Source organism: Kribbella sp. HUAS MG21 (genome assembly GCF_040254265.1).
Taxonomy (GTDB): domain Bacteria; phylum Actinomycetota; class Actinomycetes; order Propionibacteriales; family Kribbellaceae; genus Kribbella.
This window is the reverse complement of sequence record NZ_CP158165.1, coordinates 5,190,293-5,215,891: the sequence shown is the minus strand read 5'-3', so window position 1 is coordinate 5,215,891 and position 25,599 is coordinate 5,190,293. Positions and strand designations below refer to the sequence as shown.

Sequence of the window (25,599 nt, the reverse complement as noted above, 5' to 3'; positions counted from 1 at the left end):
CTGAGGTTGAGGCCCGGGGTCATGTTCCGGACGGCAGTAGGTGTAACTGCCCTCCCCCACGACCTATTCCCAGGCGCGCCCGGCCGCCGGCCGACCTCCCAAGCACCAGCTCGCGGCAGCTGTCTCTGGGAGCACCGCAAGACATCCGCCAGTGAGTGCTTCGGAGTACTTCGGTCATCGCAGGCACCGGGCGCCGCAAAGCTTCGGCTTACTGCGGTCACCGCGACGGCTGCGGTGCCGTGCAGTCGATCTTCGGGTTTGCGCCGACGTAGTTGAGCGGGCCGGCGACGATCGTCACCAGCGTCGTACCGACCTTGGCGCAGGTCGCGCTCGAGCCGGCGAAATAGTTCCGTTGTGCGGCGGCTGCCAGTCCGATCAACAGCCATACGAGCAGGATCACCGCGACGGCGCGGGACCCGGTCGTAGTCGCTCTGTGAGTGCGCATGTCCACCTCCCGAGTTGGGCGCACCCCCGTGTGAACGTTGAACCAGTGCCCTCCGCCGGTTCGGCAGAAACTCGACGTGACCTGCGCTGCCGCTCAGACTTCGCGGAAGTCGTAGTACGGCTTGATGTCCTTGTTGACGTACGCGCCGATGCTCGGGGCGGCGAGGAGGGCCGCGTACGTCGGCTGCGGGACGTCGAAGTACTGGTAGATGTCGCCGTTCACGTACTCGAGCTCCAGCGTGCCGTCGGACCATCCGACCGAACGCACGCTCGACGAGTTCACCGGGCGTCGCCTCATGCATTGCTCCTTCCACGCTCGGCCCAGTCTGCCGCGCGAGGAGTCAAGGCGAGGGTGATCGCCCAGGGTCCTCGGCTTGGAGACGCGCCAGGGCGCGGGCGAGGTCGCCGAGGGCCGAGTTCAGCTGGGTCAGCACGGTGCTGTCGATCGGCACCCGACGCTGGCCGAGATTGGCCGCGAACCGAACCTTCGCGTCCGGCGATGCCTGCTCGAGGTAGGTGTCGAGCGCCTTCTGGAGAAAGGGGCCGGGGACGAGCTCGGGTCTCTCGCGCCACTTCGTGAGCGTGCGGGGCGAGATGCCGAGCTGCTCGGCGAAGGCTTCGTTCGTCAGCCGCAGCGCCGTACGCAAGGCATGCGCGTGCCGGCCGGTCCATTCCTCGATGACTGTCATGCGGTCGCTCCTCGGCGGTCGGTGGTTACTCCCTGCAATGAGAATATGGCGATTCGGTCACCGCCGGAGGGCCGAATTTGTGCGCTGTGGATACCGGTTGAGTTCCTGGTGGGGACAGCCGTCCGGGCGTTGACTTGGCCCATGGACGAGATCGGCGGGAGAACCGCGACGCTGGTGCGAGGTACGCAGCGGCGTCATCTACGAGTCGCGCGCAAGTCCGGGCCACGCTGCTTCCAGCTGGTCCGTCACTACGACCACTCCGGCGTCAGCGGGACTGGCATCGTCGCGGAGGGCGTCGAGTGGAGCGACGGGACAGTTGCCCTGCGCTGGGGCGGTCAGTACCCGACTACGACCGTCTGGCAGGACGGCATCGACGCGCTGCTGGCCGTTCACGGGCACAACGGCGCGACCACGATCCGCTGGCTGGACGAGTAGCCATGCGCATGCGGCTCCGGTGGGGCGGGTCCACCCTGCAGACAGCCCGCCTCACCGGCCTACTCGGTGAAGAACTGCTCGCGGTACTTCCGCGGGACTGGGCGCTGGCCAGTCTGCGAGGCCGGCTCGCTCTCCGAGGTCTCGTCGGCCTCCGTGGGTTCCGGGCGGGCGTCGGTGAGTTCTTCGACTGCCGTGCTGAAGGCGAGTTCGGCGCGGGTCGGCCGTTGGCGTTCGACCTCCTCGGCGGTGTTCCGCCGGACGGGGAGGTCGTTCGCCGCGGCCGACAGTTCGGCGAGGGTGTCGAGCAGACCGAGAGCCGTTTCGACCTCGCCCGGGTGGTTGACCAACCACCAGACGGCAGCCGAGCCAGGCGTGGCGAACACGTCGTCCTTCAGATACGCGCGCTTGTCCTGCTCCATGCGGCGTTCGAGCAGCGTGGTCTGCTCGCGGCGGTGGAGCGCGGCCAGGTGCTGGAGGTGCTTCTGGTCCGCGTCGGGCAGCCGCAGTCGTACCTCGGTGGCCCAGCTACGGACCTGTCCCTTCTCGTCGAGCGCGGGCTCTCCGAGGATCGCGGCCAGCCGGTGCTGGTTGAGCGACTCCTCGGTCACCTGCTGTCTCGCGGTCAGGGACCGCGCCCGTTCCAGCAAGGCGTCGACGGCGACGGCACCGAGATCGGCATGGCGCGAGCCGGACAGGACGGTCGACCACTGCACCACGGCCGAGAAGCTGAACTGGAAATCCGGAGACGCCGACGGCAACCGCACATCCGAAACGGTCCGGGACGGAGGCCCGGAGAAGACCGGCTCAGGATCCGGCAGTACGACGGAGGGCGCCGGCGCCGGTGCCTGCTTCGCGACCACAGGACGAGGCTCGTCGGGCTGCTTCCACACGACGGCCAGCAACACCAGCAGCACGACAGTCAGCACTACGGCTGCCCAAGCCGGCAGCCCGATGACCAGCGAAACGACGTACAGAACCAACACGATCGCGGCGGCCGTCAGAAGGGAGTTCCGGTGCAGCTTCATGGTGGCGTTCCTTCACCGCGTTCGGGCGGAGGTCAGCAGGTCGCCCACGGCGCACCCGGCGGCCTCCCCGTCCCCACACCACCCGAGCCACCAGCAACCCAGACCACAGACTGCGCCCCACGACGAGTCCACGAAAAAGTCTCACATGTACGTCCCCGCCTCAGCCCGTCACAGCGTGTCGCGGACGGGCGATCGAGGTCGTGGTCAGCCGGTGAGGGAGCGGAGGGCTTGGCGGGAGGGGGTGAGGAGGACCGGTTTGTAGGGGCAGCGTTGGTCGGTGAGGGTTTCGTAGGCTCGGATGGCTCGGTTGGCGGCGTCCCAGCCTTGTTCGGCGGGGGTGCGGCCGAGGCCTCGGTTGCGGACCAGGGCGCCGTAGAAGGCGGAGCAGAAGACGGTGGCCTCGTACCAGCCGATGACCGTGCTGGTGCCGATGTAGGTGATGTCGTCCTGGAGGCAGTCGCGGATGGCCCGTTGCCACTTGCCGATGCCGGTCTTGCAGCCGTCGGCGATGACCACGCCGCTGGCGATGCCCCACTGGCGGTCGAGGAACCAGTCGGCGAGGGATTTCAGCGACACCTGGGTCTCGCCGTCGGTCGACAGGAACGACGGCTCCTCGCTGTGGTCACCGTGTGCCATCACGTGCAGCACCGTCGACGGGGTGGTCAGCGCGGAGAACGCGGTCTCGTGGTCGCGGCTGCGGACGAAGTTCACGTCGATCACCGGGCGGTTCCAGCCGGCGTTGATGTTCCCGGTGATGCCCTGGACGAAGGTCATCGACGCGTCGAACGAACTGTCCAGGCCGAGGTCCACCAGAGTGATCAGACGATTCCGCATTCGCCCACCCCTTCAACGTGTTTCGGCACCCCACCGGACCATCATGAACCACGGCTCCGACAGTTCGCAGGCCTCTTCCACAGGGGTGAGACGGGACCGTACGGCGTACGGCCGGAGTGGGTGGCGGCGCACGGTGCGGACGGTGATCGACGTACGGTGTGAGGGCAGCGGCAGACGAAGGAGGAGACGGATGGGCCAGGTCCCGACGGTCACACTGAGTAACGGATCTGCGATGCCTCGGCTCGGGCTCGGGACGTCGCCGCTGAACGACGCGGACGCGGAGCGGGCGGTGCGTACGGCGCTCGAGCTCGGCTACCGGCTGATCGACACGGCCGAGAACTACCGGAACGAGGTCGGCGTCGGCCGCGCCCTCAAGGACGCCCCGCGCGACGAGGTGTTCGTGACGTCGAAGTTCAACAAGCGCTGGCACAGCGTGGAGGGCCCGCGGCAGGCGTTCGAGGCGAGCGCGGAGAAACTCGGCGTCGAGTACCTGGACCTCCTGCTGATCCACTGGCCGAACCCGGAGCAGGACCGGTACGTCGACGCATGGGAAGGGCTGATCGCGCTTCGCGAGGCCGGGCTGGTGCGGGCGATCGGTACGTCGAACTTCAAACCGACACACCTCCAACGGCTGATCGACGAGACCGGCGTAGCGCCCGAGGTGAACCAGGTGCAGCTCAGCCCAGTGTGGGCGAAGCCGGCCGAGCGCGAGTTCCACCGGCAGCACGGGATCGTGACCGAGGCCTGGAGCCCGCTGGGGAAGGGCACCGACCTGCTCGACCACCCGGTGGTGCGGGAGATCGCCGACGCACACGGCCGCACGCCGGGCCAGGTGGTGTTGCGCTGGGAGACGCAGCAGGGCGTCGTACCGATTCCCAAGTCGGCCAACCGGGAACGGATCGAGCAGAACCTGGCGGTGTTCGACTTCGACCTCACCGCGGTCGAGCTGGCGGCGTTGACCGCGCTCGACGGTACGGCGAGGCCGGCAGCCGACTCGGACCGCTCAGGCCACTGAGTCCTTGCGGCAGATGTAGTAGGTGTTGAACGCGTCGGCCTCCACGTGCGTCGTCTCGACCGAGCTGAAGCCGGCGTCCGCGAGCATCTGGCAGGCCTTCTGTTCACCCCAGACCGTCCCGAGCCCATCGCCGTCGAGGGACAGCGAAACGGTCATGCAGTGCATGGTCGAGACGCCATAGAGGAAGGTGGCGAACGGGTGGTCCAGGTTCTCCTCGAGGTTGCTGGACGCCTGAATGTCGACCATCAAGAACACTCCCCCAGGCCGCAGCGCTTCCCAGACACCGGCCAGCACCTGGGCAGGGTGCGCCTGGTCGTGGATCGCGTCGAAGGCCGTGATCAGGTCGAACCGCGAGTGCTCCCCCAAATCGGCGACGTCCCGCAGGTAGAACTCCGCGTTGGAGAGCCCGCGCGCCTCTGCCTGCCCGGCCGCGATGCCTTCAGCAGAGAAGTCGTACCCGACACAGCGACTTCGCGGGTACGCCGCCGCGATCAGGTTGACCGCATGCCCGCTGCCGCACCCGATATCGGCCACGTCGATCCCCGCGGCCAGCCGCTCAGGCAATCCAGGCACCAGCGGCAGGATCGCGTCGATCAGCGCCGCGTCGAAGACCGCGCCACTGTCCTCGGCCATCAGCCGGTGGAACTCGGCGTACTCCGAGTACGGCACGCCGCCGCCCCGCCGGAAGCACCGCACCAGCGAGGACTCGACCTCCGCGAGCATCGCGACGAACTGCGTCGCCGCGGCGAGGTTCTGCGGCCCGGCGGCGCGGGTCAGGAAGGCGGCGTGCTCGCGCGGCAGCCAGTACGTCCGGTCGCGCGCGTCGTACTCCACGATCCGCGCGACGGTCATCGCGCCGAGCCACTCGCGGACGTACCGCTCCTGCAGCCCGGCGGCGCCGGCGATCTCGTGGCTGGTGGCGGGCGGCAGTTCCGCGAGGGCGTCGTACAGACCGACCTGATGGCCGATGCTCATCAGCAACGTGAGCGTGCCGTGGTTGAGCACTTCGTTCATCTGCTGCCCGAACGTCTCGAGCCTGGTGGCTTCCAGTGTCATGACAGCCTCCTGTCCTCACCCGCAGCGTCACACCGCACGGGCGGGCGGAGCATCGGTGAGTTCGCCTATTCGTGCAGCCGGGTGAGGTAGGCGGCCGCCTCGGTGCGGTTCCGTACGCCGAGCTTCGACAGGATGCTGGCGACGTGGTGTTCGACCGTACGGCGGCTGATGTAGAGCCGGGAGGCGATCTCCGGATTGGGCAGCCCTTCGGCCAGCGCGGCGAGTACGTCGCGCTCCCGCCTGGTCAGCAACCCCACGCCACGAGGTCCCACGCGCGTAGCCGTGACACCGACCCCTCGCAACCAGGAAGCCGCCGCATCGGCATCAGCAGCCGCACCCAGGTCCTCGAACACCGCTAGAGCGAGCCGTGCCTCGGCAATCGCGGGAGCCGGGTCGTACGACGCCATCGCCCGCGCCAACTGCATCCGCGTCCGCGCAACCTCGAACGGCATCTCCAGCAGACCGAACCACGTCTGGGCCGCCGCCAGCCGCGCCACCGCCGCCTGACACTCCCCCTGTGCCAGCAACGTCCGCCCGCACAACTGAGCCGCCCGCGCCGCAATCAGCCCGCTGTCGGTCGCAGTACCCAGGGCGGACAGCTGCTCGGCCTCCGCAACCGCACCAGCAACGTCGCCCGACGCGAGGCAGGCGGAGCCAAGCAGCTCACGCAGACGGGCCTCCTCCAGCGGCGTGGTGTCGGCGAGCCGACGGCGTACCAGAGAGACGGCCGTCGCCACCTCCCCCGCAGCCATGTAGGCGGCAGCCAGAACCGGCTGCACGACCCTGCGGTCCTCGAAGCCAGCCAGCAACTGCTGGGCCTCACTGACCCGGCCCTGCGCCAGCCGGAGCTCGGCAAGAACAGCAGCCGCCTCCGCCTGGACCGCCGGCAGTGCATCACGCGCCAGCTCCATCGCAGCAGTCAGCTCGACCTCAGCACGCGACCAGTCACCAGTAGCGACCAGCACAGCGCCGTACGACGCTCGGCAGGACGAGTGGAGGTACGGACAGCCGTAGCGCTCGATGAACGCGTCCAGCGAGCGAACCCACTGCACCACCCGCAGGTAGTCGGCACCGCGAACGCACGACCGCATCAGCAGACAACTCGTGAGCACGACTGTGTCCGGCCGGGCACCCTCGCCGCCCAGCGCACCAGCCAGCGCCTCGTCCAGCAGCGCGGCGCCCTCGATGACATGTCCAAGACCGATCAACGCAGCCCCCCACAGGCTCAGCGCGCAGAGCTCGAGATCCCGGTCGCTCGAGTCGACCCCGACCTCGTACGCCGCCTCGGCCAGCGCAGCAGCTACAGGCGCGTCGTCCGAGGCGCCTGCCTGCGCCAGCGATGCCCAAGCCGCGACAACAGGGTCGCCGACCTCGGCGGCCACCCGCACCGCCCGCGCGGCCCACCCCTGCGCAGCGGCGCGGTCGCCGAAGTTGGCGTCGTACAGCATGCTCAGCCCGAGTGCCAGGAAGACGGCCTCGGCGGGATCGGTACGGCGGTACAGCGCGTAGGCACGTTCCCAGCTGGTGAAGGCGGCCCGGATGTCGCCGAGCCACCACCGAGCGTTCCCCAAGCCGGAAAGGCCCTCGGCGGTCTCACAGACCCCCTCGGACCCGAACGCCGCAAGCGCCGACTTCCAGTCACCGTCGGCCAGCGCTCTCTCCCCTACCGCAAGGAGATCCACAGCTCGACGGTAGACGCGCTGCGGCCCCCGGGGAAGGTGGGAAGTCCCGGGGGCCGTGGCGCTTTCAGCTAGTCGGTCAGCTGCAACCGGAGGTGCTGCCGCAGCCCTCGCAGACGTAGCACGAGCCGCTCGGGCGCATCTTGGTGCCGCAGGTGAAGCAGAGCGGCGCGTCGACCGAGGTGCCGGTGATCAGCTCCAGCATCTCTGCCGTGGTGTGCGCCTCGCCCTTGACCGGCTTGGCGGCCGCCGCGTCGGCCGGCTTCGCGGGGGCATCCGCGACCTCGGCCACCGGCTCGACCGACTTCAGTGACTCGGCCTCGGACACCTCGACCGGCGCCGGCTCGTACGAACCGGTGTCGAGCTGCCGGGACCGCTCCTCGGCCGAGTAGATGCCGAGCGCGGCCCGCTCGTCGAACGGCAGGTAGTCCAGCGCCAGCCGGCGGAAGATGTAGTCCATGATCGACTGGGCCATCCGGACATCCGGGTCGTCGGTCAGACCGGCCGGCTCGAACTTCAGGTTGGTGAACTTCTGGACGTACGTCTCCAGCGGCACACCGTGCTGCAGGGCGATCGAGATCGCGATCGAGAACGCGTCCATCACCCCGGCCAGGGTCGAACCCTGCTTGCCCATCTTCAGGAAGACCTCGCCGAGACCGTCGTCCGGGTAGGACCCGGCGGTCATGTAGCCCTCGGCGCCGCCGACCGTGAACGACGTGGTCCGCGACGGCCGCGACTTCGGCAGGCGCTTGCGGGTCGGCCGGTACTCGATGACCTTCTCGACGATCTTCTCGGCGACTGCGGCCTCGGCCGCGACCGCCTCAGAAGCCTTGTTCGCCTTGGCATCCGCGAGCGGCTGGCCGACCTTGCAGTTGTCGCGGTACACCGCGAGCGCCTTGAGGCCGAGCTTCCAGCCCTGGAAGTAGACGTCGGCGATCTCCTCGACCGTCGCGGTCTCCGGCAGGTTCACGGTCTTCGAGATCGCGCCGGACAGGAACGGCTGCGCCGCCGCCATCATCCGCACGTGGCCCATCGGCTTGATGGCCCGCTCACCCATCGCGGTGTCGAAGATCTCGTAGTGCTCCGGCTTCAGGCCCGGCGCGTCGACGACGTGGCCGTTCTCCGAGATGTACTCGACGATCGCCTCGATGGTCTCCTCGGTGTAGCCGTACTTGCGTAGCGCCCGCGGGACCGTGGTGTTGACGATCTGCATCGAACCGCCGCCGACCAGCTTCTTGAACTTGACCAGCGAGAAGTCCGGCTCGATACCGGTGGTGTCGCAGTCCATCATGAAGCCGATGGTGCCGGTCGGCGCGAGCACCGAGGCCTGCGCGTTCCGCCAGCCGTTCTTGGCGCCGATCTTCAGCACGCCCTCCCACGCCGCGGTGGCGTGCTTCTGGACGTCCTTGTCGATCTCGTGCATGGTCCGGATCGCGTCGTTGGCCGCGGCGTGCTTGCGCATCACCCGGGTGTGCGCGTCCTTGTTCCGCTCGAAGCCGTCGTACGCGCCGACGATGCCGGCCAGCTCGGCCGACCGCTTGTACGACGTACCGGTCATCAGCGACGTGATAGCGCCCGCCAGTGCGCGACCGCCGTCGGAGTCGTAGGCGTGACCCGTTGCCATCAGCAACGCACCGAGGTTCGCGTAGCCGATGCCGAGCTGCCGGTACGCGCGGGTGGTCTCGCCGATCGCCTCGGTCGGGAAGTCCGCGAAGCAGATCGAGATGTCCATCGCGGTGATGATCAGCTCGACGGCCTTGACGAACTTCTCCGAGTCGAACAGGTCGTCGTCGCGGAGGAACTTCATCAGGTTCAGCGAGGCGAGGTTGCAGGACGAGTTGTCCAGGTGCATGTACTCCGAGCACGGGTTGGACGCGGTGATCCGGCCCGTCTCCGGCGTGGTGTGCCAGTCGTTGATCGTGTCGTCGTACTGCAGGCCCGGGTCGGCGCAGGCCCACGCCGCCTGGGCGATCTTGTCGAACAGGTCGCGGGCGTCGACGGTCTCGATCACCGAGTTGTCCAGCCGCGCGCGCAGCCCGAACTCGCCCTTCTCCTCCACCGCGCGCATGAACTCGTCCGAGACCCGGACCGAGTTGTTCGCGTTCTGGTACTGCACGGAGGTGATGTCACGACCGCCGAGGTCCATGTCGAAGCCCGCGTCGCGCAGCACGCGGATCTTCTCCTCCTCGCGCATCTTGGTCTCGACGAACTCCTCGATGTCCGGGTGGTCGACGTCGAGCACGACCATCTTCGCCGCGCGCCGGGTGGCGCCGCCGGACTTGATGGTGCCCGCGGAAGCGTCCGCGCCGCGCATGAACGAGACCGGGCCGGAGGCGGTGCCGCCGCTGGACTGCAGCAGCTCCTTCGACGAGCGGATCCGGGACAGGTTCAGGCCGGCGCCGGAGCCGCCCTTGAAGATCAGGCCCTCTTCCTTGTACCAGTTCAGGATCGAGTCCATCGAGTCGTCCACGGCGAGGATGAAGCAGGCCGACACCTGCTGCGGCGAGGACGTGCCGACGTTGAACCAGACCGGCGAGTTGAAGCTGAAGTACTGGTGCAGCAGCATCCAGGTGACCTCGTGCTCGAACACCTCGGCGTCGGCCGGGGTGGCGAAGTACCCGTGGTCCTCGCCGGCCTTGCGGTAGGTCTTCACGACCCGGTCGAGCAGCTGCCGCAGGCTCCACTCGCGGTTGTCGTGGCCGACCGCGCCGCGGAAGTACTTCGTGGTGACGATCGTCGAGGCGTTCACGCTCCAGAAGTCGGGGAACTCCACCCCGCGCTGCTCGAAGACCGTCTCACCCGTCTTCCAGTTCTGCTGCACGACGTCGCGACGCTCCCACGTCACCTCGTCGTACGGGTGGACGCCCTCGGTGCTGAAGACGCGCTCGATGGTGAGTCCCGTGGGCGCGTTCTTCCGCCCGCGGAACCCGGCCGCCGACCGCTTGGTCGACCCCGAGTGGCCGGTCACCGTCTCTGTCATGGTTGCTCCTCGCCCTGTGTCTACTACCGCGGTCTGTCGGGACCGCCCCGTTGGAGTACTGCGTAACGCCGCTACTGCCGGAACTACCTTTCGTTCCCCCGGTTTACGTCTACTGGGTCGGCTTGAGCTGGCCCGGCTCGGTGCCCTGCGGCTCCTTCTCGGCCCGCAGCAGCGCGATCTCGGTCTCGAAGTCGTCGGCCGACTCGAACTGCCGGTACACGCTCGCGAACCGCAGGTAGGCGACCTCGTCCAGCTCCCGCAGCGGCCCGAGGATCGCGAGTCCGACCTCGTGCGCGGGAACCTCCGGCGAGCCGCTGCCCTTCAGCGCGTCCTCGACCTTCTGGCCGAGCCGCGCGAGCTGGTCGGCGTTCACCGGCCGGCCCTTGCACGCCTTCCCGACCCCGTTGATGACCTTCTCGCGGCTGAACGGCTCGGTCGCGCCGGAGCGCTTCACGACCGTGAGCTGCATCTGCTCGACGGTGGTGAACCGCTTCTCGCAGACCGGGCACTGCCGCCGGCGCCGGATCGCTCCGCCGTCCTCGGCCACCCGGCTGTCGACCACTCGGGAGTCGGCGTGCCGGCAATACGGACAGTGCACGGCGAACACTCCTCCCGTGACCACCCCGCGGGGGTGGGTTGTGGATCGGCCTGGGGACAACTTGTGTAGAACCTGTGTGCAACCAACCACTACCTGTGGAAAATTACACCCGTGTAACCACTAGATATAGGGATCCTAGATCGCTGCTCCGACAGTTTGCAAGCACGCTCCGGTTGCCCGCGCGTGTCACAGGTTCCAACACCCGCGCGGCCCCGTGTACTCCCGCGTGGCGCCACCACGAAGGGCCTCCGGAGGCGCAAACTACGGCCTCCGCGAGTGCGTGATCGTCGGTGCCGGATGTGAGGATGGACGCCATGAAGCCGGTGATTCTCGATGTCGACACAGGGTTGGACGACGCTTGCGCGCTGTTGCTGGCGGCCCGGCATCCGGACCTCGATCTGAAGGCCGTGACGTGTGCCGGCGGGAACGTCGGGATCGACGACGTGGTGCGCAACACGCTGACCGTGCTCGAGGCGGCGGGACGTCCGGATGTCCCGGTCGCGCGCGGTGCCGCCGTACCCCTGATCCAGCCTGTCCGGTCGGCGCGGCACGTCCACGGCGAGGACGGGCTCGGGGACCTCGACTGGCCGCGCTCGACGCGGCCGACGGATCCGCGGCACGCGGTCGAGCTGCTCCGCGACGTACTGCGGGACGCGGCCGCGACTGGTGAGCGCGTGACGTTGATCCCGCTGGCGCCGCTGACGAACATCGCATTGTTGCTGCGGACCTATCCGGAAGTGGCGGCCGGGCTGCAGGAGATCGTGTTCATGGGCGGGTCCGCGGGGATCGGCAACGCGACCGCGTCGGCGGAGTTCAACGTCTGGACGGATCCGGAGGCGGCGGCGATCGTGCTGGCCGCGGCCGGCGATCTCGACGTCCCGGTGACGATGTACGGGCTGGACGTCTTCTACGACGTCGTGGTCACGCTGGAGCAGGCCCGCGCGCTCAGCGGGTCGCCGTCGGCCGAGCTGGCCTGCAAGCTGATCGAGAAGCGCAGCGAGCGGTACCAGTCCGACGGCGGGAGCATCGGCGACGGCGGCGCGGTGTGCGCGGTGATTGATCCGTCGGGGCTCACGACGCGCCCGCTGCCGGTGCGTATCGAGTTGTCCGGCGGCTGGTCGCGCGGCAGGACCATTGTCGACACGCGGGACGCGCTCGACGTCGCGAGCGATCCACAGGGGCCGGCACCGGTGGTGCAGGTCGCCACGGCGGTGGACGCCAAGCGGTACGCCGAGTTGTGGCTGCGGACCGTCAGCTGAGTAGTTCGAGAAGCCGGGCGCGTACGCCGTACAGCATCAACTCGAGGCCGTCCGCGAAGAGGTCCCGGCCGTCGGCCGGCTCCGCGACGACAGCCGCCAGGCTCCAGCGCGCGGTGACCTCGAACAGGTGGCGCGCGTCGGGCTCGGGTACGCCGATCCGCACGAGGGCGTCGATCTGCGCGCGGACGAGTTCGGCGCGCGAGCCCTCGCCCAGATCGCGGTCGGGTGTTGCCTTCGACAGCATCAGGCCGGCGAGGCCGGGATGGTCGGCGTAGAACGCGCGCAGGTCCAGCGAGCCGGAGCGTGTCAGGTCGATCCACTCGTCGACGGTTTTGAGTTCGCCGTACGCCGTGTTGTCGGCGGCGAACTGGTCGAAGGCGTTCCGGGCGACCAGGTCGAGGAGCTCGGACTTGTTGCGCACGTGGTGGTACAGCGACGGGGCGCGGACGTGCAGGCGTTCGGCGACGGCGCGCATCGTGAGGCCGTCGACGCCGGTTGCGCGGATCACGGCCAGGGCCGCGTCGGCGATCGCGGCGACGGTGACACCGGCCGCGGCGTGGGACGAAGGGTCGCGTCTGGTCATTCGCCATCCGTGGGAGGTACTGTCTAACGTCGTTAGACAGAGTAGCCGAGGAAGGTGCGATGTTCCGACCTGCGTATCCCCTGCTGACCGAGCGTCTGGAGCTGCGGCCGCACCGGATGGACGATCTCGACGACCTGTTCGCGTTCCACTCGCTGCCGGACGTCGTGCGGTACACGCCGTGGCCGGTGCGGGACCGGGAGGCCACGCGGGCCGCGCTGGAGCGGAAGTTGCCGCAGGGCGAGTTGACCGCGGCCGGTCAGTGGCTGGTGCTGGCGATCGAACTGCGCGAGACCGGGACCGTCATAGGCGAAGTACTGCTGAAGTGGGCCAGTGAGGCGGATCGGCAGGGCGAGATCGGGTTCGCGCTGCACTCGGCGTACCAGGGCAAGGGGCTGGCGGCGGAGGCTGCGCGGGAGATGCTGCGGGTCGGCTTCGAGGAGCTCGGGCTGCACCGGATCGTCGCGATCCTGGACGACCGGAACCTGCCGTCCGCGCGCTTGCTGGAGCGGCTTGGGATGCGGCGCGAGGCGCATCATCTGGAGGCCCTGCACTTCAAGGGCGAGTGGGCGAACGAGTACGTGTACGCGCTGCTCGAGGACGAATGGCGCGCGAAAACGCCTTGATCGGGCACGGCGGCGAGCAGGCGGACCGACCCCTGTTTTCTGTCGGTAGGGCCGTGAAGACTGCTCGTATGCCTGACGATGCCAACCTGGACGGCAACTGTCTCGCGTCCGAACCCAAACGGCGCCGCATCTCGCGACGTGGTGCTGGGACCGCCGGTTCTCGAGTGCGGCACGCCGTCGACGGGCGGCAGAAAGACGTGTTGTGATGCTCCGGGCGTACAAGTACGCGCTGAATCCGACGCCTCGCCAGGCTCGATTGCTGGATGGGCACTGCGGTGCGGCGCGGAAGGCGTTCAACTGGGGTCTTGGACAGGTGAAGGCCGTGATGGATCAGCGGGCGGCCGAAGCCAGCTACGCCATCCCGGAGGAGCTGTTGACTCCGGCGATGTCGTGGTCGATGTATTCGCTGCGCAAGGCCTGGAACGAGGTCAAGGCGACGGTCGCGCCGTGGTGGGCAGAGTACTCCAAGGAGGCCTACGCGTCCGGGCTCACCCGGTTGGCCGCCGCCCTGAAGAATTGGAGCGACTCCCGCAAGGGTAAGCGGGCCGGACGCCCGGTGGGGTTTCCGCGGTTCAAGTCCAAGCACAGGGCGGTCAAGTCGTGCCGGTTCACCACCGGCGTCATCCGGTGCGAGGAGCGGTACGCCGTCCTTCCGCGCATCGGACGAGTGCGGCTGCACGAGACACCGGCACCCGAACTCGTCGACGGCACCGCCCGGATCGTGGCCGCGACGATCCGGTTCGAGCGCGGCCGGTGCTTCGTGTCGTTCACCGTCGAAGAGGACCCGTACGTGCGGGCCCCGGCACGGCCGGACGCGGTGGTCGGTGTGGATCTGGGCATCAAGTCCCTGGCGATCCTGGCCGAACCGGGCGGCGAACCGCAGACGGTGCCGAACCCGAGACACCTGGACGCGGCACTGCGCAAACTCGGCAGGCTGTCGCGGAGGGCATCCCGCCGGGTCGGTCCGGACCGGCGTACCGGCGGAACGCCGTCGAAGAGGTGGAGGCGCGCGAAGGCCCACCGCAACCGCGTGCACCACCAGGTGGCCTACCGGCGAGCTGACGCGCTCCACAAGTTCACCACCGGGATCGCGGCCGAGTACGGGATCGTGGTCGTGGAAGACTTGAATGTTGCCGGGATGCTCGAGAACCGCCGCCTGGCCCGCCGAGTCGGGGACGCCGGGTTCGGCGAGATCCGGCGGCAACTGGCATACAAGACACAATGGAACGGCGGGCGGCTGATCCTGGCCGACCGCTGGTTCCCGTCCAGCAAGACCTGTTCGGGCTGTGGAGTGGTGAAAGCCAAGCTGCTCCTGTCCGAACGCGACTACGTGTGTGGATCCTGCGGTTTGGTGATGGATCGTGATGAGAACGCGGCAAGGAACCTCGCCGCGCTGGCAGTCGCCGTCAGTGGGACGGAGACATTAAACGGACGCGGAGCCGACCAGAAGACCCGGGACACCGGGCAGGTGGCTGAGAAACGTCTACCCGGCAGCCCACAGCGTGAGACCGGGACCGCCTCGCCAGAGGCCGTAGGTGTGTAGCCGATGACTACTCACTCGCGACGGATCGACAACCAGATCTACAACCGGATCGGCGACAGTTGGTGGGACGAGGACAACCCGCTCAACCTGTTGCACGGCAGCTTCACGCCTGGGCGGTTCGCGTACTTCCGCGCGGTGCTCGAGCGGACCGGGCGGGCTCCGGTCGGCCGGCGGGCCGTCGATATCGGCAGCGGTGGCGGCTTCATGGCGGAGGAGTTCGCTCGGCTCGGCTGCCGGGTGGTCGGTGTCGACCCGTCGGAGGTGTCGGTGCGGACCGCTGCTGCGCATGCGAGCACGTCCGGGCTGGATGCGCAGTACGTCGTGGGGACAGGTGAACACCTGCCGCTCGCCGACGAGAGCGTCGACATCGCGTACTGCTGCGACGTTCTCGAGCACGTGTCGGACCTGAACCGGGTGATCGCCGAGACGGCGCGGGTACTGCGGCCGGACGGGCTCTACCTCTTCGACACCATCAACCGGACGTTCGCGTCGAAGGTGCTGGTGATCAAGGTGATGCAGGAATGGCGGCTGACCAGGGTCGTCGACACCGAACTGCACGCGTGGGAGATGTTCATCAAGCCGACCGAACTCGAAGAGGCCCTCCGCCGGCACGGCCTCCGCCTGGGCGAAATCACCGGCCTCGGTACGCGCGCCAACAAACTAGCCGTACTACGAAACTTCACCCGAGCCCGCCGCGGCACAATCAGCCCCGGCCACCTGAGCCGCTCCCTGAACATCGGCCAGGTGAAAACAACAAAAATCTCGTACATGGGCTACGCCACCAAGCCGTATTAGACCTCCGCCCCAACAACTAACGGGCGGATGGCAGGTACGGCTGCGGGGCTAGGTGGTGCGGCGGGCGTAGGCCTCGATTTCTATCTTCATGCGGGGGTCGGCCAGGCCGCACATGAGCATGGTGGCTGCGGGGCGGACCTCGCCGAAGGTGCGGCGTAGTACGGGCCAGCAGGGTTCGAAGTCGTTTCGGTCGGGGAGCAGGTAGCGCACGCGTACTACGTCGGCGAAGGTGCATTTCGCTTCGGTCAGGGCGGCTTCGATGTTGCGCAGGCACTGCTCGGCCTGTTCCACGACGTCGTCGGAGATCGTCATCGTGGAGTAGTCGAAACCGGTCGTCCCGGACACGTGGACCCAGTCGCCGTCGACCACGGCACGGGCATACCCGATCTGCTCCTCGAACGTCGAACCGCTGAGGATTGCACGTCGCTCCGTCATGCGCCGAACGCTATGGGACCAGTCGTCGATACGTCTAATAGCTCTACAACCCTGGAGTGATATCTCTAGGCATATGGAACGGCCTGAACTTGCACTGCCGCAGCTGCACGCGTTCGTCGTACTGGCCGAGGAGCTCCATTTCGGTCATGCCGCTGCTCGCCTGGGAATCGCCCAGCCGCCGCTGAGCCAGCAGATCCGCCGACTGGAGGACAAGGTCGGGTACGCGCTGTTCATCCGTGAGCCGGGACGGATCAGCCTCACGGCGGCGGGTCGCGAACTTCTACCGGCCGCCCAACACGCGCTCGCCGACCTCGCCGCGGGGTTGACCGCCGCGCGGCAGGCGGGAAGCGGAAGAGGCGGACGCCTACGGATCGGCTTCGCGGCGTCGCTCGCGTTCACCGTCCTTCCGGGGCTGCTGCGAACCTTCCGCGAACGATTCCCCGCCGTGGACCTGGACATCCAGGAGATGACCACCACGCCCCAGCTCGCCGCCTTGCGCGACCGGACCATCGACGTCGGCCTATTGCGCGAACCGCCGGCCGATGACGCGGAGCTCGACTTCCAGACCGTGCTGACCGAACCGTTCGTGGCCGTTCTGCCTTCGACGCATCCGCTCGCGGCACAACGCACGATCCGAGTCGCGGACTTGGCGGACTCCCCATTCGTACTGCTTCCGCGCGCCGTCGGACCGCCGCTGTACGACCAGATCACCGGCATGTGCATCGACGCCGGCTTCGCACCTCGGGTCGTTCAGCACGCGGTGGAATGGCAGACGATCTGCGCCCTCGTGGAATCCGGCCTGGGCGTCTCACTCGCCCCGCACAGTATCCGCCGAATCCGCCTCAAAGACGTCGCCTACCGCAACCTCGACCCCAACCCCACCCACACCCGAGTCGCCGCCGCCTGGCGGACGACCGACTCAAACCCACTGATTCCACAGCTGCTATCAGCCCTCGACCACCAGTCCCCAAACAGTCACTAGAACCGCGCCGTCGACAGTTCCGCCGCTCGCGGGTGCGCCGCTCAGGTGCGGGTGGGGTGGTCAGCGGGCGATGGGGATTTGGAGGGTTTGGCCGGGGATGATGTCGGTGGGGGTGGTCAGGTTGTTCAGGTTGGCGATCTTTTCCACGACGATCGCGGGGTCCTGGTTGGGGTTGGTGGACTGGGCGATTGACCAGAGGCTTTGGCCGGGGGCTACCTGGACCGGGACGGTGTGGGTGAAGCGTGGGCCGGGCTCGAGGACGCCGGCGACTCGGAGGCCCAGGACTAGCACCGCGGCGCCGAAGATGAGGACCGAGACTGCCGTCAGAAGCATCCGGCCGCGGCGGGTCAGGCGGAGGGTGGTGGGCTCGAGGTCGATGCGGCGGTGGTGCTGCGCGTGGCGGCCGAGCTCCTCGCCGGAGCAGGCGCGCACCGGCATCCGATCGGTGGACGCACCCTCGACCCGCGTCCGCCGCCGCGGCGCACCTGCCGGCGCCGGCACCGGCGACGGGGACGGCGCGTTGGGCGCTAGAGCTGCTGTGCTCATCGGATCCTCCAAGACCTCGGTCGGGGCGCGTTCTGCGGTGCTGGTTTTTGTCTATCGGCCGCCTCCGACAGTTTTCGGAGGGCGGGCCGTTCGACCGGACCGAACACCTGTTCGATCGAACGCCTGTACGAATGATTAACCGACAGCCGCTCGTCGCGCAACCATCTCCAACCGGGACACGCCCAGGAAATTCCCTGACGCCGAAGCTGCCCGCGTGCGCTCTATAACTCGAAACCCGAACAAAGTTGCGAAGCGACACGCCTTCGAACAGATGTTTGAAGAATCTCAGGATTCGGTCTACGGTCATCTCAGTCGAGCAAGCTTCGGCCGGTGGGTGATCGCCGGCCCGACCCGAGGAGCAACCAGCGATGGCCAGGACGCCGAGCGGTTCCAGCAAGGACGAGCGCACTGGCGCGGACAAGACCGCGGGCAAGGTGGCGGACACGACTACGGGCGGGGGCACGGACAAGATGACCGGCAAGGCTGCAGACAAGGACCGGACCGTGGCCGAGCTGCCCGACGGGCCGGCCGACGCGACCGGGCTGACGCCGCGCCAGCGGCGGGTGCTGGACGTGATCCGCGAGTCGGTGGACAGCCGCGGCTACCCGCCGTCGATGCGCGAGATCGGCGAGCGGGTCGGCCTGACCAGCTCCTCCTCGGTGTCGCACCAGCTTCGCGTGCTCGAGCAGAAGGGCCTGCTCCGCCGCGACCCGAACCGGCCGCGCGCGATCGAGGTCCGCTACCCGGGCGAGGTGGACGCCGCGGCCCGCCGGGCGGCGCTCGGACCGGTGCGGCAGACGGCGTACGACGAGACCGACGCCGGCGACGCGCACCCGGACGCGGCGTACGTGCCGGTGGTCGGCCGGATCGCCGCCGGTGGGCCGATCCTCGCCGAGCAGGAGATCGAAGAGGTCTTCCCGTTGCCCAAGGCAATGGTCGGCGAGGGCACGCTGTTCATGCTCCGGGTCAAGGGTGAGTCGATGATCGACGCGGCGATCTGCGACGGCGACTGGGTCGTGGTCCGGCAGCAGCCGACCGCGGAGAACGGCGACATCGTGGCCGCGATGATCGACGGCGAGGCCACCGTGAAGACGTTCAAGAAGACCAAGACCGAGATCCTGCTGCTACCACACAACCCCGCGTTCGAGCCGATCGACGGCAAGGACGCGATCATTCTCGGAAAGGTCGTAACAGTTCTGCGCCGAGTCTGACATATCGGACGGCGCGCGAAGTCGGGCGTGTCATGTCAGCATTGAGACATGACGACTGTCTATGACTTCAGCGCGCGGCGGATCGAAGGCAATGAACAGTCTCTTGCCGATTTCCGCGACCAGGTGCTCCTGGTGGTGAACACGGCGTCGCAGTGCGCCCAGACCCCGCAGTACACGGGGTTGCAGAAGCTCTACCGGACCTACCGCCGGCAGGGCTTCTCGGTACTGGGCTTCCCCTGTGACCAGTTCGGCCACCAGGAGCCCGGCGACGAGAACGAGATCGCGAACTTCTGCTCGACGATCTACCACGTCACGTTCCCGATGTTCGCCAAGATCGACGTCAACGGAGCGCGGACGATCCCCTTGTACAACTGGCTGAAACGCGAGCAGGGCGGCCTGCTCGGCGGCCGGATCAAGTGGAACTTCACGAAGTTCCTGGTCGGCCGCGACGGCGCGGTGATCGCGCGGTACGCGCCCACCCACGCCCCGGAGAAGCTGACCGACAAGATCGAGGCGGCGCTGGCGGTCCCGGCCCCGTCCCGGGAATCGAACGACTGAAATACCCGATTTGCTGCGACAGTTGAACAGAAAGCGTCTCAGCGACGCCGGATATTCACCGCATTTCGAACAATTCCGCGGCTCGTCAGCATGTCGTGAAATGTATTCACGGTCGCTCGGCGAGGACCGTTTCCGGGTCGATGTCGAGCCGTAGACCGCGCCAGACCGGATGCCGCAGCCGACCGTCGCCGCCCCAGCCGGAATAGGTCACTTCGGCGACCAGCACCGGGTCCAGCCAGTGCGCCCGTCGCCGGTCGGTCGTGGGGATCCCCGACGGGTCGAACGCCGGCCGGTCGATCTCCAGACCGGTCAGCTCGGCGCTCAGCATCTCCAGCGTCGCGAAGTCCAGCCCGGAACCGACCTTGCCGATCAGCACCAGTTCGTCACCGTCGTACGCCGCGCAGTAGAAGGACCCGATCCGCCCGGCCCGGTTCCCCTCCCCCGGATGCCAGCCGCAGAGGATGACGTCCCGGGTCAGCACCGGCTTCACCTTGATCCAGTCGGAACTGCGCTTGCCCGGCAGGTACCGGGACTTGCGGCGCTTCGCGACCACGCCCTCGAGCCCTTGGACGGCGGACTGTTCGAGCGCCTGCTCGCCGTCGGTCAGCGCGGCCGGCACCTCCCAGAACGGGTCGTCGAGGTCGAGTGACTCGAGCAGCCCGCGCCGGTCGTCGTACGTTGCCTCTAGCAACCACTTGCCGTCGAGGCGGAGCAGGTCGAACAGCCGCACCGATACCGGCACCTCGGTGATCAGATGCCTGAGCTGGCGCGGATCCCGGACGTGCATCCGGCGCTGCAGCAGTCCGAACGACGGCGCGCCGTGCTCGTCGAGGGTGACGATCTCACCGTCCAGTACGGCGGGATGCCGCAGGCCCGGCGCCTCCGCCAGGCCGATCAGCTCCGGGTACCCACCCGAGACGTCGTGGCTGTTCCGCGACCAGAGCCGGCAGACGCCGTCGTCCACTTCGGCGATCACGCGGATGCCGTCCCACTTCAGCTCGTACGCCCAGCCCGCCCCGGAGGGCATCTTGCCCAGGGCCGCCATCATCGGCAGCACCGGCGGACCGGCCACGGGACTCATGCGGACTGCAACCTCTTCAAGGCGCCGAGCACCTTCTCACGATCGGCGGTCGGCCACATCGGAGGCAAGGAGGCGCGCAGGAACCCGCCGTACCGCTGGGTGACGATGCGCGGGTCGAGGATCGCCACCACGCCGCGGTCCGTGCTGCGGCGGATCAGGCGGCCGGTGCCCTGCGCGAGCAGCAGGCCGGCGTGCGTCGCGGCGACGGCCATGAAGCCGTTGCCGCCTGCCTCGTCGACGGCGCGCTGCCGGGCCGCCATCAGCGGCTCGTCGGGGCGCGGGAACGGGATCCGGTCGATGATCACCAGGTTGCACGTCGACCCCGGTACGTCGATGCCCTGCCACAGCGACAGCGTGCCGAACAGGGACGTCTCCGGGTCCTCGACGAACTCGCGGGCCAGCTCGCCGAGCTGTGCGTCGCCCTGGCAGAGCACCTTGAGGTCGGTCGCCTCGCGGACCGCCGCGGTTGCCGCCTCGGCCGCGCGCCGCGACGAGAACAGGCCGAGGGTGCGCCCGCCGGCCGCGGTGATCAGGTCGATGATCTCCTCGAACTGCTTCTTGCCCAGGCCGTCGCGGTGCGGTGGCGGCAGGTGCTTGGCGACGTACAGGATCCCCTGCTTCTCGTACTCGAACGGGGAGCCGACGTCGAGCCCGCGCCACGGCAGCGGGCCGGTCTCGCCGGAGTCGTCCAGGTCCGGCATCTCGTCGTCGTCGGCGAGCTTGTCGGACGGCCGCAGCCCGACCTGGCGGGCGATCGCGTCGAAGTCGCCGCCGAGCGTCAGCGTCGCCGAGGTGAGCACCGCCGTACGGTCGCGAAGGACGAGCTCGCGGAGCAGGCCGGCGACGGTGAGCGGGGCGATCCGGAGCTCCCGGCCGAAGCGGTCGCGGTCGATCATCCAGACCACGTCGGCGTCGCTGAGCGCGGCGACGCGTTCGGCGACGTCGAAGATCTCCTTGACGGCGCCCTTCGACTGCCGTTTGGCGCCGTCCGGGTCGTCGTCCTTGTCGTCGGACTTCTTGTTCAGGTCGGAGTACAGCGCGCGGGCCGCGTCGCGGACCAGGCCCGCGGCCTCGAGGACCGGCGCGTTGGACGGCTCGATGCGGCCCTCGCGGGTGCCGTCGAGCGCCGCGCGGAGGGCGTCGGAGGCGTCGATCAGGTCGTCGGCCTTGTCGTCGTCGACGAACCGGCGGGCCCGCTTGGCGGCACGCTCGACCATCTGCGGGGACAGTTCGTCGCCGGCCGCGCCGGTGACCCGGGCGGGCAGCTCGTGCGCCTCGTCGACGATGACCACGTCGTGCTCGGGCAGGACGGTCCGGTTCTCGAAGGCGTCGATCGAGAGCAGCGCGTGGTTGGTGATGACGATGTCGGCCTTGCGGGCCTGCTCCTTGGCCTTCTCGGCGAAGCACTCCTCGCCGTACGGGCATTTCTGGGCGCCGAGGCACTCGCGCGCGCTGATCGCGACCTGCTGCCAGGCCTGGTACTGGTGCGACGGGGCGTGGTCCCGGTCGCCCGCCTCGCCGTCGGCGAGCTGCTGCTCCGCCCAGTCGCGCAGCTCGACGACCTGGCGGCCGATCTCCCCCGACGGCGGGACATCGACGAGCATGCCGTCGTCGTCCGGCGCGCCCTCGCGGATCCGGTGCAGGCAGGCGTAGTTGTTCCGCCCTTTCTGGATCGCGTACGCCGGTCTGCGCGGCAGCAGCTTCTCCGTGGCGTCGAGGAGCGCCGGGACGTCCCGGTCGACCAGCTGGGACTGCAGAGCGAGCGTGGCCGTGGAGACGACCACGCGGCGGTCCTCGATCGCGTGCACCAGGGCGGGCACGAGGTACCCGAGGGACTTGCCGGTGCCGGTGCCTGCCTGGACGAGGAGATGCGATCCCTCGTGCATCGCGGTGTCGACGGCCTGCGCCATCTCCACCTGCCCGGGCCGTGTCTGTCCGGCGATCCCGGCCACGGCAGCTTCCAGCAGTTCCCGTACGTCAACACCCACCGCCACACCCTAGCCCGCGCGACGGACAGATTCCGTCCCGGCGGGCTGGGGTGTGGATAACCCGAGCTGCTAGACGACGGCGCCGCGGTCGGGCTGGGCGTCGCGGTCCACCTGGACGCGCTTCGGGCGCGGCGGCGGGGCCGGGTAACGGCGTTCCAGCTCGAGGAGCAGCGGCGCCGCGGTGAGGTTGGAGGAGTACGTGCCGACGACGATGCCGAGCAGCAGCGCCAAGGCGAAGTCGGCCAGCGAGTCACCGCCCAGGAACAGCAGCGCGGTCAGGATGAACAAGGTCGAGATACCGGTGTTGATCGTCCGCGGCAGCACGTTGACGATCGCGGTGTCGATGACCGGGCCCAAACTGTCGGTCGAGCGGGCACTGCGGGTCTCGCGGATCCGGTCGAACACGACGACCGAGTCGTTCACCGTGTACCCGATGATCGTCAGGATCGCGGCCAGGAAGATGCCGTCGATCGGCTTCCCGGTCCAGGCGAAGATGCCGACCACGACCGCGACGTTCTGCAGCAGCGCCAGTACGGCGCCGGCGCCGTACGTCCAGCGGAAGCGCGCGGCGAGATAGGCCAGCTGGGCGAGCAGCGCGATGCCGAGCGCGATCAGGCCCTTGTTGCGCAGCTCCTCACCGAGCGACGGACCGATGCTCTCGTTGCGGATCACCTCCGCGCCGCCGCCGATCCGGCCGATCGACTCGCGGATCTTCTCCGCCTCGTCGTCGCTGATCGTCGACGTCCGGACCGTGATGTCGTCGGTCCCGGACGCCTGGACGACGGCCGTCGGGTACCCCGCCTCGGCGACCGCGGCGCGCGCCTGGTCCGGCGTGATCCGTTGCGACGTACTGACCTCGATCAGCCGGCCGCCGGTGAACTCGATGCCAAGGTTCAGGCCGCGGACGGCGACACCGGCGAGGCTCACGACGATCGCGACGGCCGTGATGACCAGCCAGCGGCGGCTGTGCTTCATCAACGACGGCCGGCGGGACTCCAGCCAGGTCCGCACGCGGCCGTGGCCCGCGATACCGCTCAGTCCCGGACGCCGCAGGACGAACCCGCGCGACACCACGAATTCGGCGAACACCCGGGTCACCACCAGCGCCGACAGCAGCGACGCGATCACACCGATCGACAGGGTGACACCGAAGCCGCGGACCGGGCCGGCGGCCAGGAAGAACAGCAGCCCGGCGGCGAGCAGGGTGGTGATGTTGGAGTCGGCGATCGCGGACAGCGCGTTCTGGAAGCCGCTCCGCAGGGAGCGGCGCAGTCCGTCGGTGCGGCCGGCTGTGTAGTCCTCGCGGGCGCGTTCGAACACCAGGACGTTCGCGTCGACCGCCATACCGATCGCTAGGACGAAACCGGCCAGGCCGGGCAGGGTGAGGGTGGCCCCGATCGCGGTCAGCGCGGCGTACGACATCGCGGCGTACCCGAGCAGGCCGAGGACCGCCATCAGGCCGACCAGGCGGTAGGCCACGATGATGAACAGCGCGGTCAGCGCCAGGCCGATGATCGCGGCGAGCGCGCTGGCCTCGATCGCGTCCTTGCCGAGCGACGGGCCGACCGTCCGCTGGTCGATGACCTCGACCGGCAGCGGCAGCGCACCGCCGGAGATCAGCGCGGCCAGGTCCTTCGCCTCGGTCTCGGTGAAGGTGCCGGAGATCGTGGTGCTGCCGCCCTGGATGCCGACGTTGCAGAGCTGGTTGCCACCGTTCGGGTCGACCTGCGGCGCGCTGATGACCTCGTTGTCCAGAACGATCGCGATCAGCCGCTGCGGCGTACCGACCGGCTGGCAGGCCGCCTTGCCGGTGATGTTGCCCCAGATCTTGCCGCCGTCGCCCTTGAAGTTCATCTCGACGAACCAGCCCTGCGCGACCTGCTGCGGGTCGAGCCGGCCTTCGGCGCCGCCGACCAGTTCACCGGTCATCGCGGGCTTGGCCAGCCGCAGGAAGCCCTGGCCGTCCTCGGGCGGCAGGTACGTCTCCCCCGCCGCCGGTTTCGCCGGCTTGGCCGCGACCTGGTCGAGTACTTCGTGGAACGTCAGCTGGGCGGTCTTGCCGATCACCTTCGCGGCCTCGCGCGGATCCTGCACGCCCGGCAGCTCGACGATGATCCGGTCCTCGCCCTGGCGGGTGACGTTCGGCTCGCTGACACCGAGGGCGTCGATCCGCCGGTGCAGCACCTGGGTGGCCTTGTCGGTGTTCTCCGCGGTCGCCTTCACCGTCGGCGAGTCCTTGGCCTGCAGCACGATCTGCGTCCCGCCGCGCAGGTCGAGACCGAGCTTCGGCTTCGCGGTCAACGTCACGTACGTCGACGCGGCGAGGACCAGGAACGCGAGCAGTGCACGGACGAGAGTCGACCGGTTCACCGATTCCTCCGGAAGTGGGCACCCGCAGTACAGGTGTCATGACAGAGAGCATCCACACTGACGTGGAACGCATAGTCTACGGATGCCATTCAACCACCCGGCCCACGCGTGCTCCGCAGCCGCTGGCCTCGTCGCTGCGCTCCTCAGACGCGGCCGCTACGCCCGCTCCCACCCACCCCCGGGCTTGGCGCCCGGATCTCTTGTTTCCGGCTGGCGCCGGGTGTTGCGGCTGACGCCGCTCTTTGCCTGCTGCCGCCGGCTTGTTGCGAGCTGGCGCTCGCGTGCGACTACAAGGCACCGCCGCGCAAGGATCTGACCTGGACGGCGAGTGCGCGAAGCGCGCCGCGTGGTGCGAGCGCACCCGACGACTTCAAGCGCACGTACCCAAAGAAGCCACAACAGGACTGATTGGATGACGATGGCTCACACGGCAAAGGCCTACTTCAAGCACGGGCATGGAGACGGGCCGGTCCTGTTGTCCACCCCGGGGGACGTCGACCGCTTGATTCATGCCCTTGGTGGCGGAGTCGTGGGAAAACTCAGTAGCAGCCATATACGTCGATGACCGTCTCAACCAAGCCGGCGCTCCCGATCACGAACTGCTTGTTGCCGTCGACTACCAAGACAAGGCAAAGGGTGCGCTGCGATACATGGGCGATACCGGCGCTTACATCACCAAGGGAAGCGGCCACGACGCAGACACAGTTCTGTACTACTACATGGGGAGCGATCGGGAGTTCCCACGGGATTCGCTGTTGTCCCTTGATGAGATTCGCGTCGCGGTCAGGGAATTCCTCACCAGCGGCGGCGAGCAGCCGAGTGCGGTCGAATGGCAGGAAGCCCGTTGAGCCGTTCCTGATTCTCGAGCCG

General features: G+C 68.6%; 26 protein-coding genes. 11 read left to right on the top strand and 15 right to left on the bottom strand.

All coding sequences use genetic code 11. The features are described 5' to 3' along the window. Positions 1 to 217 precede the first annotated feature (217 nt). The 3 genes from ABN611_RS25545 to ABN611_RS25535 form a co-directional block, all read right to left on the bottom strand. Positions 218 to 445: a hypothetical protein gene (locus ABN611_RS25545; RefSeq protein WP_350274761.1), complete on the bottom strand. Its 228-nt coding sequence runs from the start codon at positions 443 to 445 to the stop codon at positions 218 to 220. Between the two features lie 93 nt (positions 446 to 538). After that, positions 539 to 742, bottom strand: coding sequence for a KTSC domain-containing protein (locus ABN611_RS25540; protein WP_350274760.1), 204 nt, complete (start codon positions 740 to 742; stop codon positions 539 to 541). Between the two features lie 43 nt (positions 743 to 785). After that, positions 786 to 1,133 (bottom strand): XRE family transcriptional regulator, encoded by a 348-nt coding sequence (locus tag ABN611_RS25535; protein ID WP_350274759.1) that lies wholly within the window; start codon positions 1,131 to 1,133, stop codon positions 786 to 788. A 141-nt stretch (positions 1,134 to 1,274) separates the two neighbouring features. On the opposite strand from ABN611_RS25535, the gene ABN611_RS25530 reads away from it, so the two are divergent. Beyond that, positions 1,275 to 1,568: a hypothetical protein gene (locus ABN611_RS25530; RefSeq protein ID WP_350274758.1), complete on the top strand. Its 294-nt coding sequence runs from the start codon at positions 1,275 to 1,277 to the stop codon at positions 1,566 to 1,568. 59 nt (positions 1,569 to 1,627) lie between these two features. On the opposite strand, the gene ABN611_RS25525 is transcribed toward ABN611_RS25530, so the two are convergent. Next, entirely contained in the window at positions 1,628 to 2,593 is a 966-nt protein-coding gene (locus ABN611_RS25525) for a hypothetical protein (protein ID WP_350274757.1), read from the bottom strand. Between the two features lie 204 nt (positions 2,594 to 2,797). Further along, positions 2,798 to 3,427, bottom strand: coding sequence for a hypothetical protein (locus ABN611_RS25520; protein ID WP_350274756.1), 630 nt, complete (start codon positions 3,425 to 3,427; stop codon positions 2,798 to 2,800). A 232-nt stretch (positions 3,428 to 3,659) separates the two neighbouring features. Here ABN611_RS25520 and ABN611_RS25515 point away from each other — a divergent pair, with 232 nt between their 5' ends. Continuing rightward, the gene (locus tag ABN611_RS25515; RefSeq protein WP_350274755.1) at positions 3,660 to 4,442 is read left to right on the top strand and encodes an aldo/keto reductase; all 783 of its coding nucleotides are present in this window, start codon (positions 3,660 to 3,662) and stop codon (positions 4,440 to 4,442) included. Here the strand turns inward: ABN611_RS25515 and ABN611_RS25510 are convergent. The 4 genes from ABN611_RS25510 to nrdR form a co-directional block, all read right to left on the bottom strand. After that, the gene (locus tag ABN611_RS25510) at positions 4,431 to 5,498 is read right to left on the bottom strand and encodes a class I SAM-dependent methyltransferase (protein WP_350274754.1); all 1,068 of its coding nucleotides are present in this window, start codon (positions 5,496 to 5,498) and stop codon (positions 4,431 to 4,433) included. The two genes, ABN611_RS25515 and ABN611_RS25510, sit on opposite strands and share 12 nt — an antisense overlap. A gap of 65 nt (positions 5,499 to 5,563) precedes the next feature. Further along, positions 5,564 to 7,180 (bottom strand): response regulator transcription factor, encoded by a 1,617-nt coding sequence (locus ABN611_RS25505; protein ID WP_350274753.1) that lies wholly within the window; start codon positions 7,178 to 7,180, stop codon positions 5,564 to 5,566. A gap of 76 nt (positions 7,181 to 7,256) precedes the next feature. Next, positions 7,257 to 10,157 carry a vitamin B12-dependent ribonucleotide reductase gene (locus ABN611_RS25500; RefSeq protein WP_350274752.1) on the bottom strand — a complete coding sequence of 967 codons (2,901 nt, stop codon included), beginning with the start codon at positions 10,155 to 10,157 and terminating at the stop codon, positions 7,257 to 7,259. 109 nt (positions 10,158 to 10,266) lie between these two features. After that, positions 10,267 to 10,755: a transcriptional regulator NrdR gene (gene nrdR, locus ABN611_RS25495; protein WP_350274751.1), complete on the bottom strand. Its 489-nt coding sequence runs from the start codon at positions 10,753 to 10,755 to the stop codon at positions 10,267 to 10,269. A 314-nt stretch (positions 10,756 to 11,069) separates the two neighbouring features. Here nrdR and ABN611_RS25490 point away from each other — a divergent pair, with 314 nt between their 5' ends. Continuing rightward, positions 11,070 to 12,014: a nucleoside hydrolase gene (locus tag ABN611_RS25490; RefSeq protein WP_350274750.1), complete on the top strand. Its 945-nt coding sequence runs from the start codon at positions 11,070 to 11,072 to the stop codon at positions 12,012 to 12,014. Here the strand turns inward: ABN611_RS25490 and ABN611_RS25485 are convergent. Beyond that, on the bottom strand, positions 12,007 to 12,597 hold the full coding sequence (locus ABN611_RS25485) for a TetR family transcriptional regulator (protein WP_350274749.1): 591 nt from the start codon (positions 12,595 to 12,597) through the stop codon (positions 12,007 to 12,009). The two genes, ABN611_RS25490 and ABN611_RS25485, sit on opposite strands and share 8 nt — an antisense overlap. Before the next feature lie 59 nt (positions 12,598 to 12,656). Here ABN611_RS25485 and ABN611_RS25480 point away from each other — a divergent pair, with 59 nt between their 5' ends. The 4 genes from ABN611_RS25480 to ubiG all read left to right on the top strand — a co-directional run bounded on the left by ABN611_RS25480 (position 12,657) and on the right by ubiG (position 15,558). Continuing rightward, positions 12,657 to 13,220, top strand: coding sequence for a GNAT family N-acetyltransferase (locus ABN611_RS25480; RefSeq protein WP_350274748.1), 564 nt, complete (start codon positions 12,657 to 12,659; stop codon positions 13,218 to 13,220). 68 nt (positions 13,221 to 13,288) lie between these two features. Then, positions 13,289 to 13,426, top strand: coding sequence for a hypothetical protein (locus ABN611_RS25475; protein WP_350274747.1), 138 nt, complete (start codon positions 13,289 to 13,291; stop codon positions 13,424 to 13,426). Next, entirely contained in the window at positions 13,426 to 14,763 is a 1,338-nt protein-coding gene (gene tnpB / locus ABN611_RS25470; protein WP_350274746.1) for an IS607 family element RNA-guided endonuclease TnpB, read from the top strand. The genes ABN611_RS25475 and tnpB overlap by 1 nt, the downstream gene beginning before the upstream one ends. Before the next feature lie 3 nt (positions 14,764 to 14,766). Next, on the top strand, positions 14,767 to 15,558 hold the full coding sequence (gene ubiG, locus ABN611_RS25465) for a bifunctional 2-polyprenyl-6-hydroxyphenol methylase/3-demethylubiquinol 3-O-methyltransferase UbiG (protein ID WP_350274745.1): 792 nt from the start codon (positions 14,767 to 14,769) through the stop codon (positions 15,556 to 15,558). Between the two features lie 48 nt (positions 15,559 to 15,606). Here the strand turns inward: ubiG and ABN611_RS25460 are convergent, their stop codons facing one another. Beyond that, a complete protein-coding gene (locus ABN611_RS25460) occupies positions 15,607 to 15,993 on the bottom strand; it encodes a RidA family protein (protein WP_350274744.1) in 387 nt (128 codons plus the stop codon). Between ABN611_RS25460 and ABN611_RS25455 the strand changes: the two genes are divergently transcribed. Next, positions 15,992 to 16,975 carry a LysR family transcriptional regulator gene (locus ABN611_RS25455; RefSeq protein ID WP_350274743.1) on the top strand — a complete coding sequence of 328 codons (984 nt, stop codon included), beginning with the start codon at positions 15,992 to 15,994 and terminating at the stop codon, positions 16,973 to 16,975. The two genes, ABN611_RS25460 and ABN611_RS25455, sit on opposite strands and share 2 nt — an antisense overlap. Before the next feature lie 60 nt (positions 16,976 to 17,035). Here the strand turns inward: ABN611_RS25455 and ABN611_RS25450 are convergent, their stop codons facing one another. Continuing rightward, positions 17,036 to 17,521: a LysM peptidoglycan-binding domain-containing protein gene (locus tag ABN611_RS25450; protein WP_350274742.1), complete on the bottom strand. Its 486-nt coding sequence runs from the start codon at positions 17,519 to 17,521 to the stop codon at positions 17,036 to 17,038. Positions 17,522 to 17,889: 368 nt separating this feature from the next. Between ABN611_RS25450 and lexA the strand changes: the two genes are divergently transcribed. After that, on the top strand, positions 17,890 to 18,732 hold the full coding sequence (gene lexA, locus ABN611_RS25445) for a transcriptional repressor LexA (RefSeq protein ID WP_350274741.1): 843 nt from the start codon (positions 17,890 to 17,892) through the stop codon (positions 18,730 to 18,732). 48 nt (positions 18,733 to 18,780) lie between these two features. Next, on the top strand, positions 18,781 to 19,290 hold the full coding sequence (locus ABN611_RS25440; RefSeq protein WP_350274740.1) for a glutathione peroxidase: 510 nt from the start codon (positions 18,781 to 18,783) through the stop codon (positions 19,288 to 19,290). Between the two features lie 106 nt (positions 19,291 to 19,396). Here the strand turns inward: ABN611_RS25440 and ligD are convergent, their stop codons facing one another. The 3 genes from ligD to secD all read right to left on the bottom strand — a co-directional run bounded on the left by ligD (position 19,397) and on the right by secD (position 24,729). Next, entirely contained in the window at positions 19,397 to 20,371 is a 975-nt protein-coding gene (gene ligD, locus ABN611_RS25435; protein ID WP_350274739.1) for a non-homologous end-joining DNA ligase, read from the bottom strand. Then, complete coding sequence (locus tag ABN611_RS25430) at positions 20,368 to 22,365, bottom strand: ATP-dependent DNA helicase (RefSeq protein WP_350274738.1); 1,998 nt, start codon at positions 22,363 to 22,365, stop codon at positions 20,368 to 20,370. Before ABN611_RS25430 ends, ligD begins: the two co-directional genes overlap by 4 nt. A 63-nt stretch (positions 22,366 to 22,428) precedes the next feature. Continuing rightward, entirely contained in the window at positions 22,429 to 24,729 is a 2,301-nt protein-coding gene (gene secD / locus ABN611_RS25425) for a protein translocase subunit SecD (protein ID WP_350274737.1), read from the bottom strand. Positions 24,730 to 25,238: 509 nt separating this feature from the next. On the opposite strand from secD, the gene ABN611_RS25420 reads away from it, so the two are divergent. After that, positions 25,239 to 25,577 (top strand): Imm1 family immunity protein, encoded by a 339-nt coding sequence (locus ABN611_RS25420; protein WP_350274736.1) that lies wholly within the window; start codon positions 25,239 to 25,241, stop codon positions 25,575 to 25,577. Positions 25,578 to 25,599: the final 22 nt, after the last annotated feature.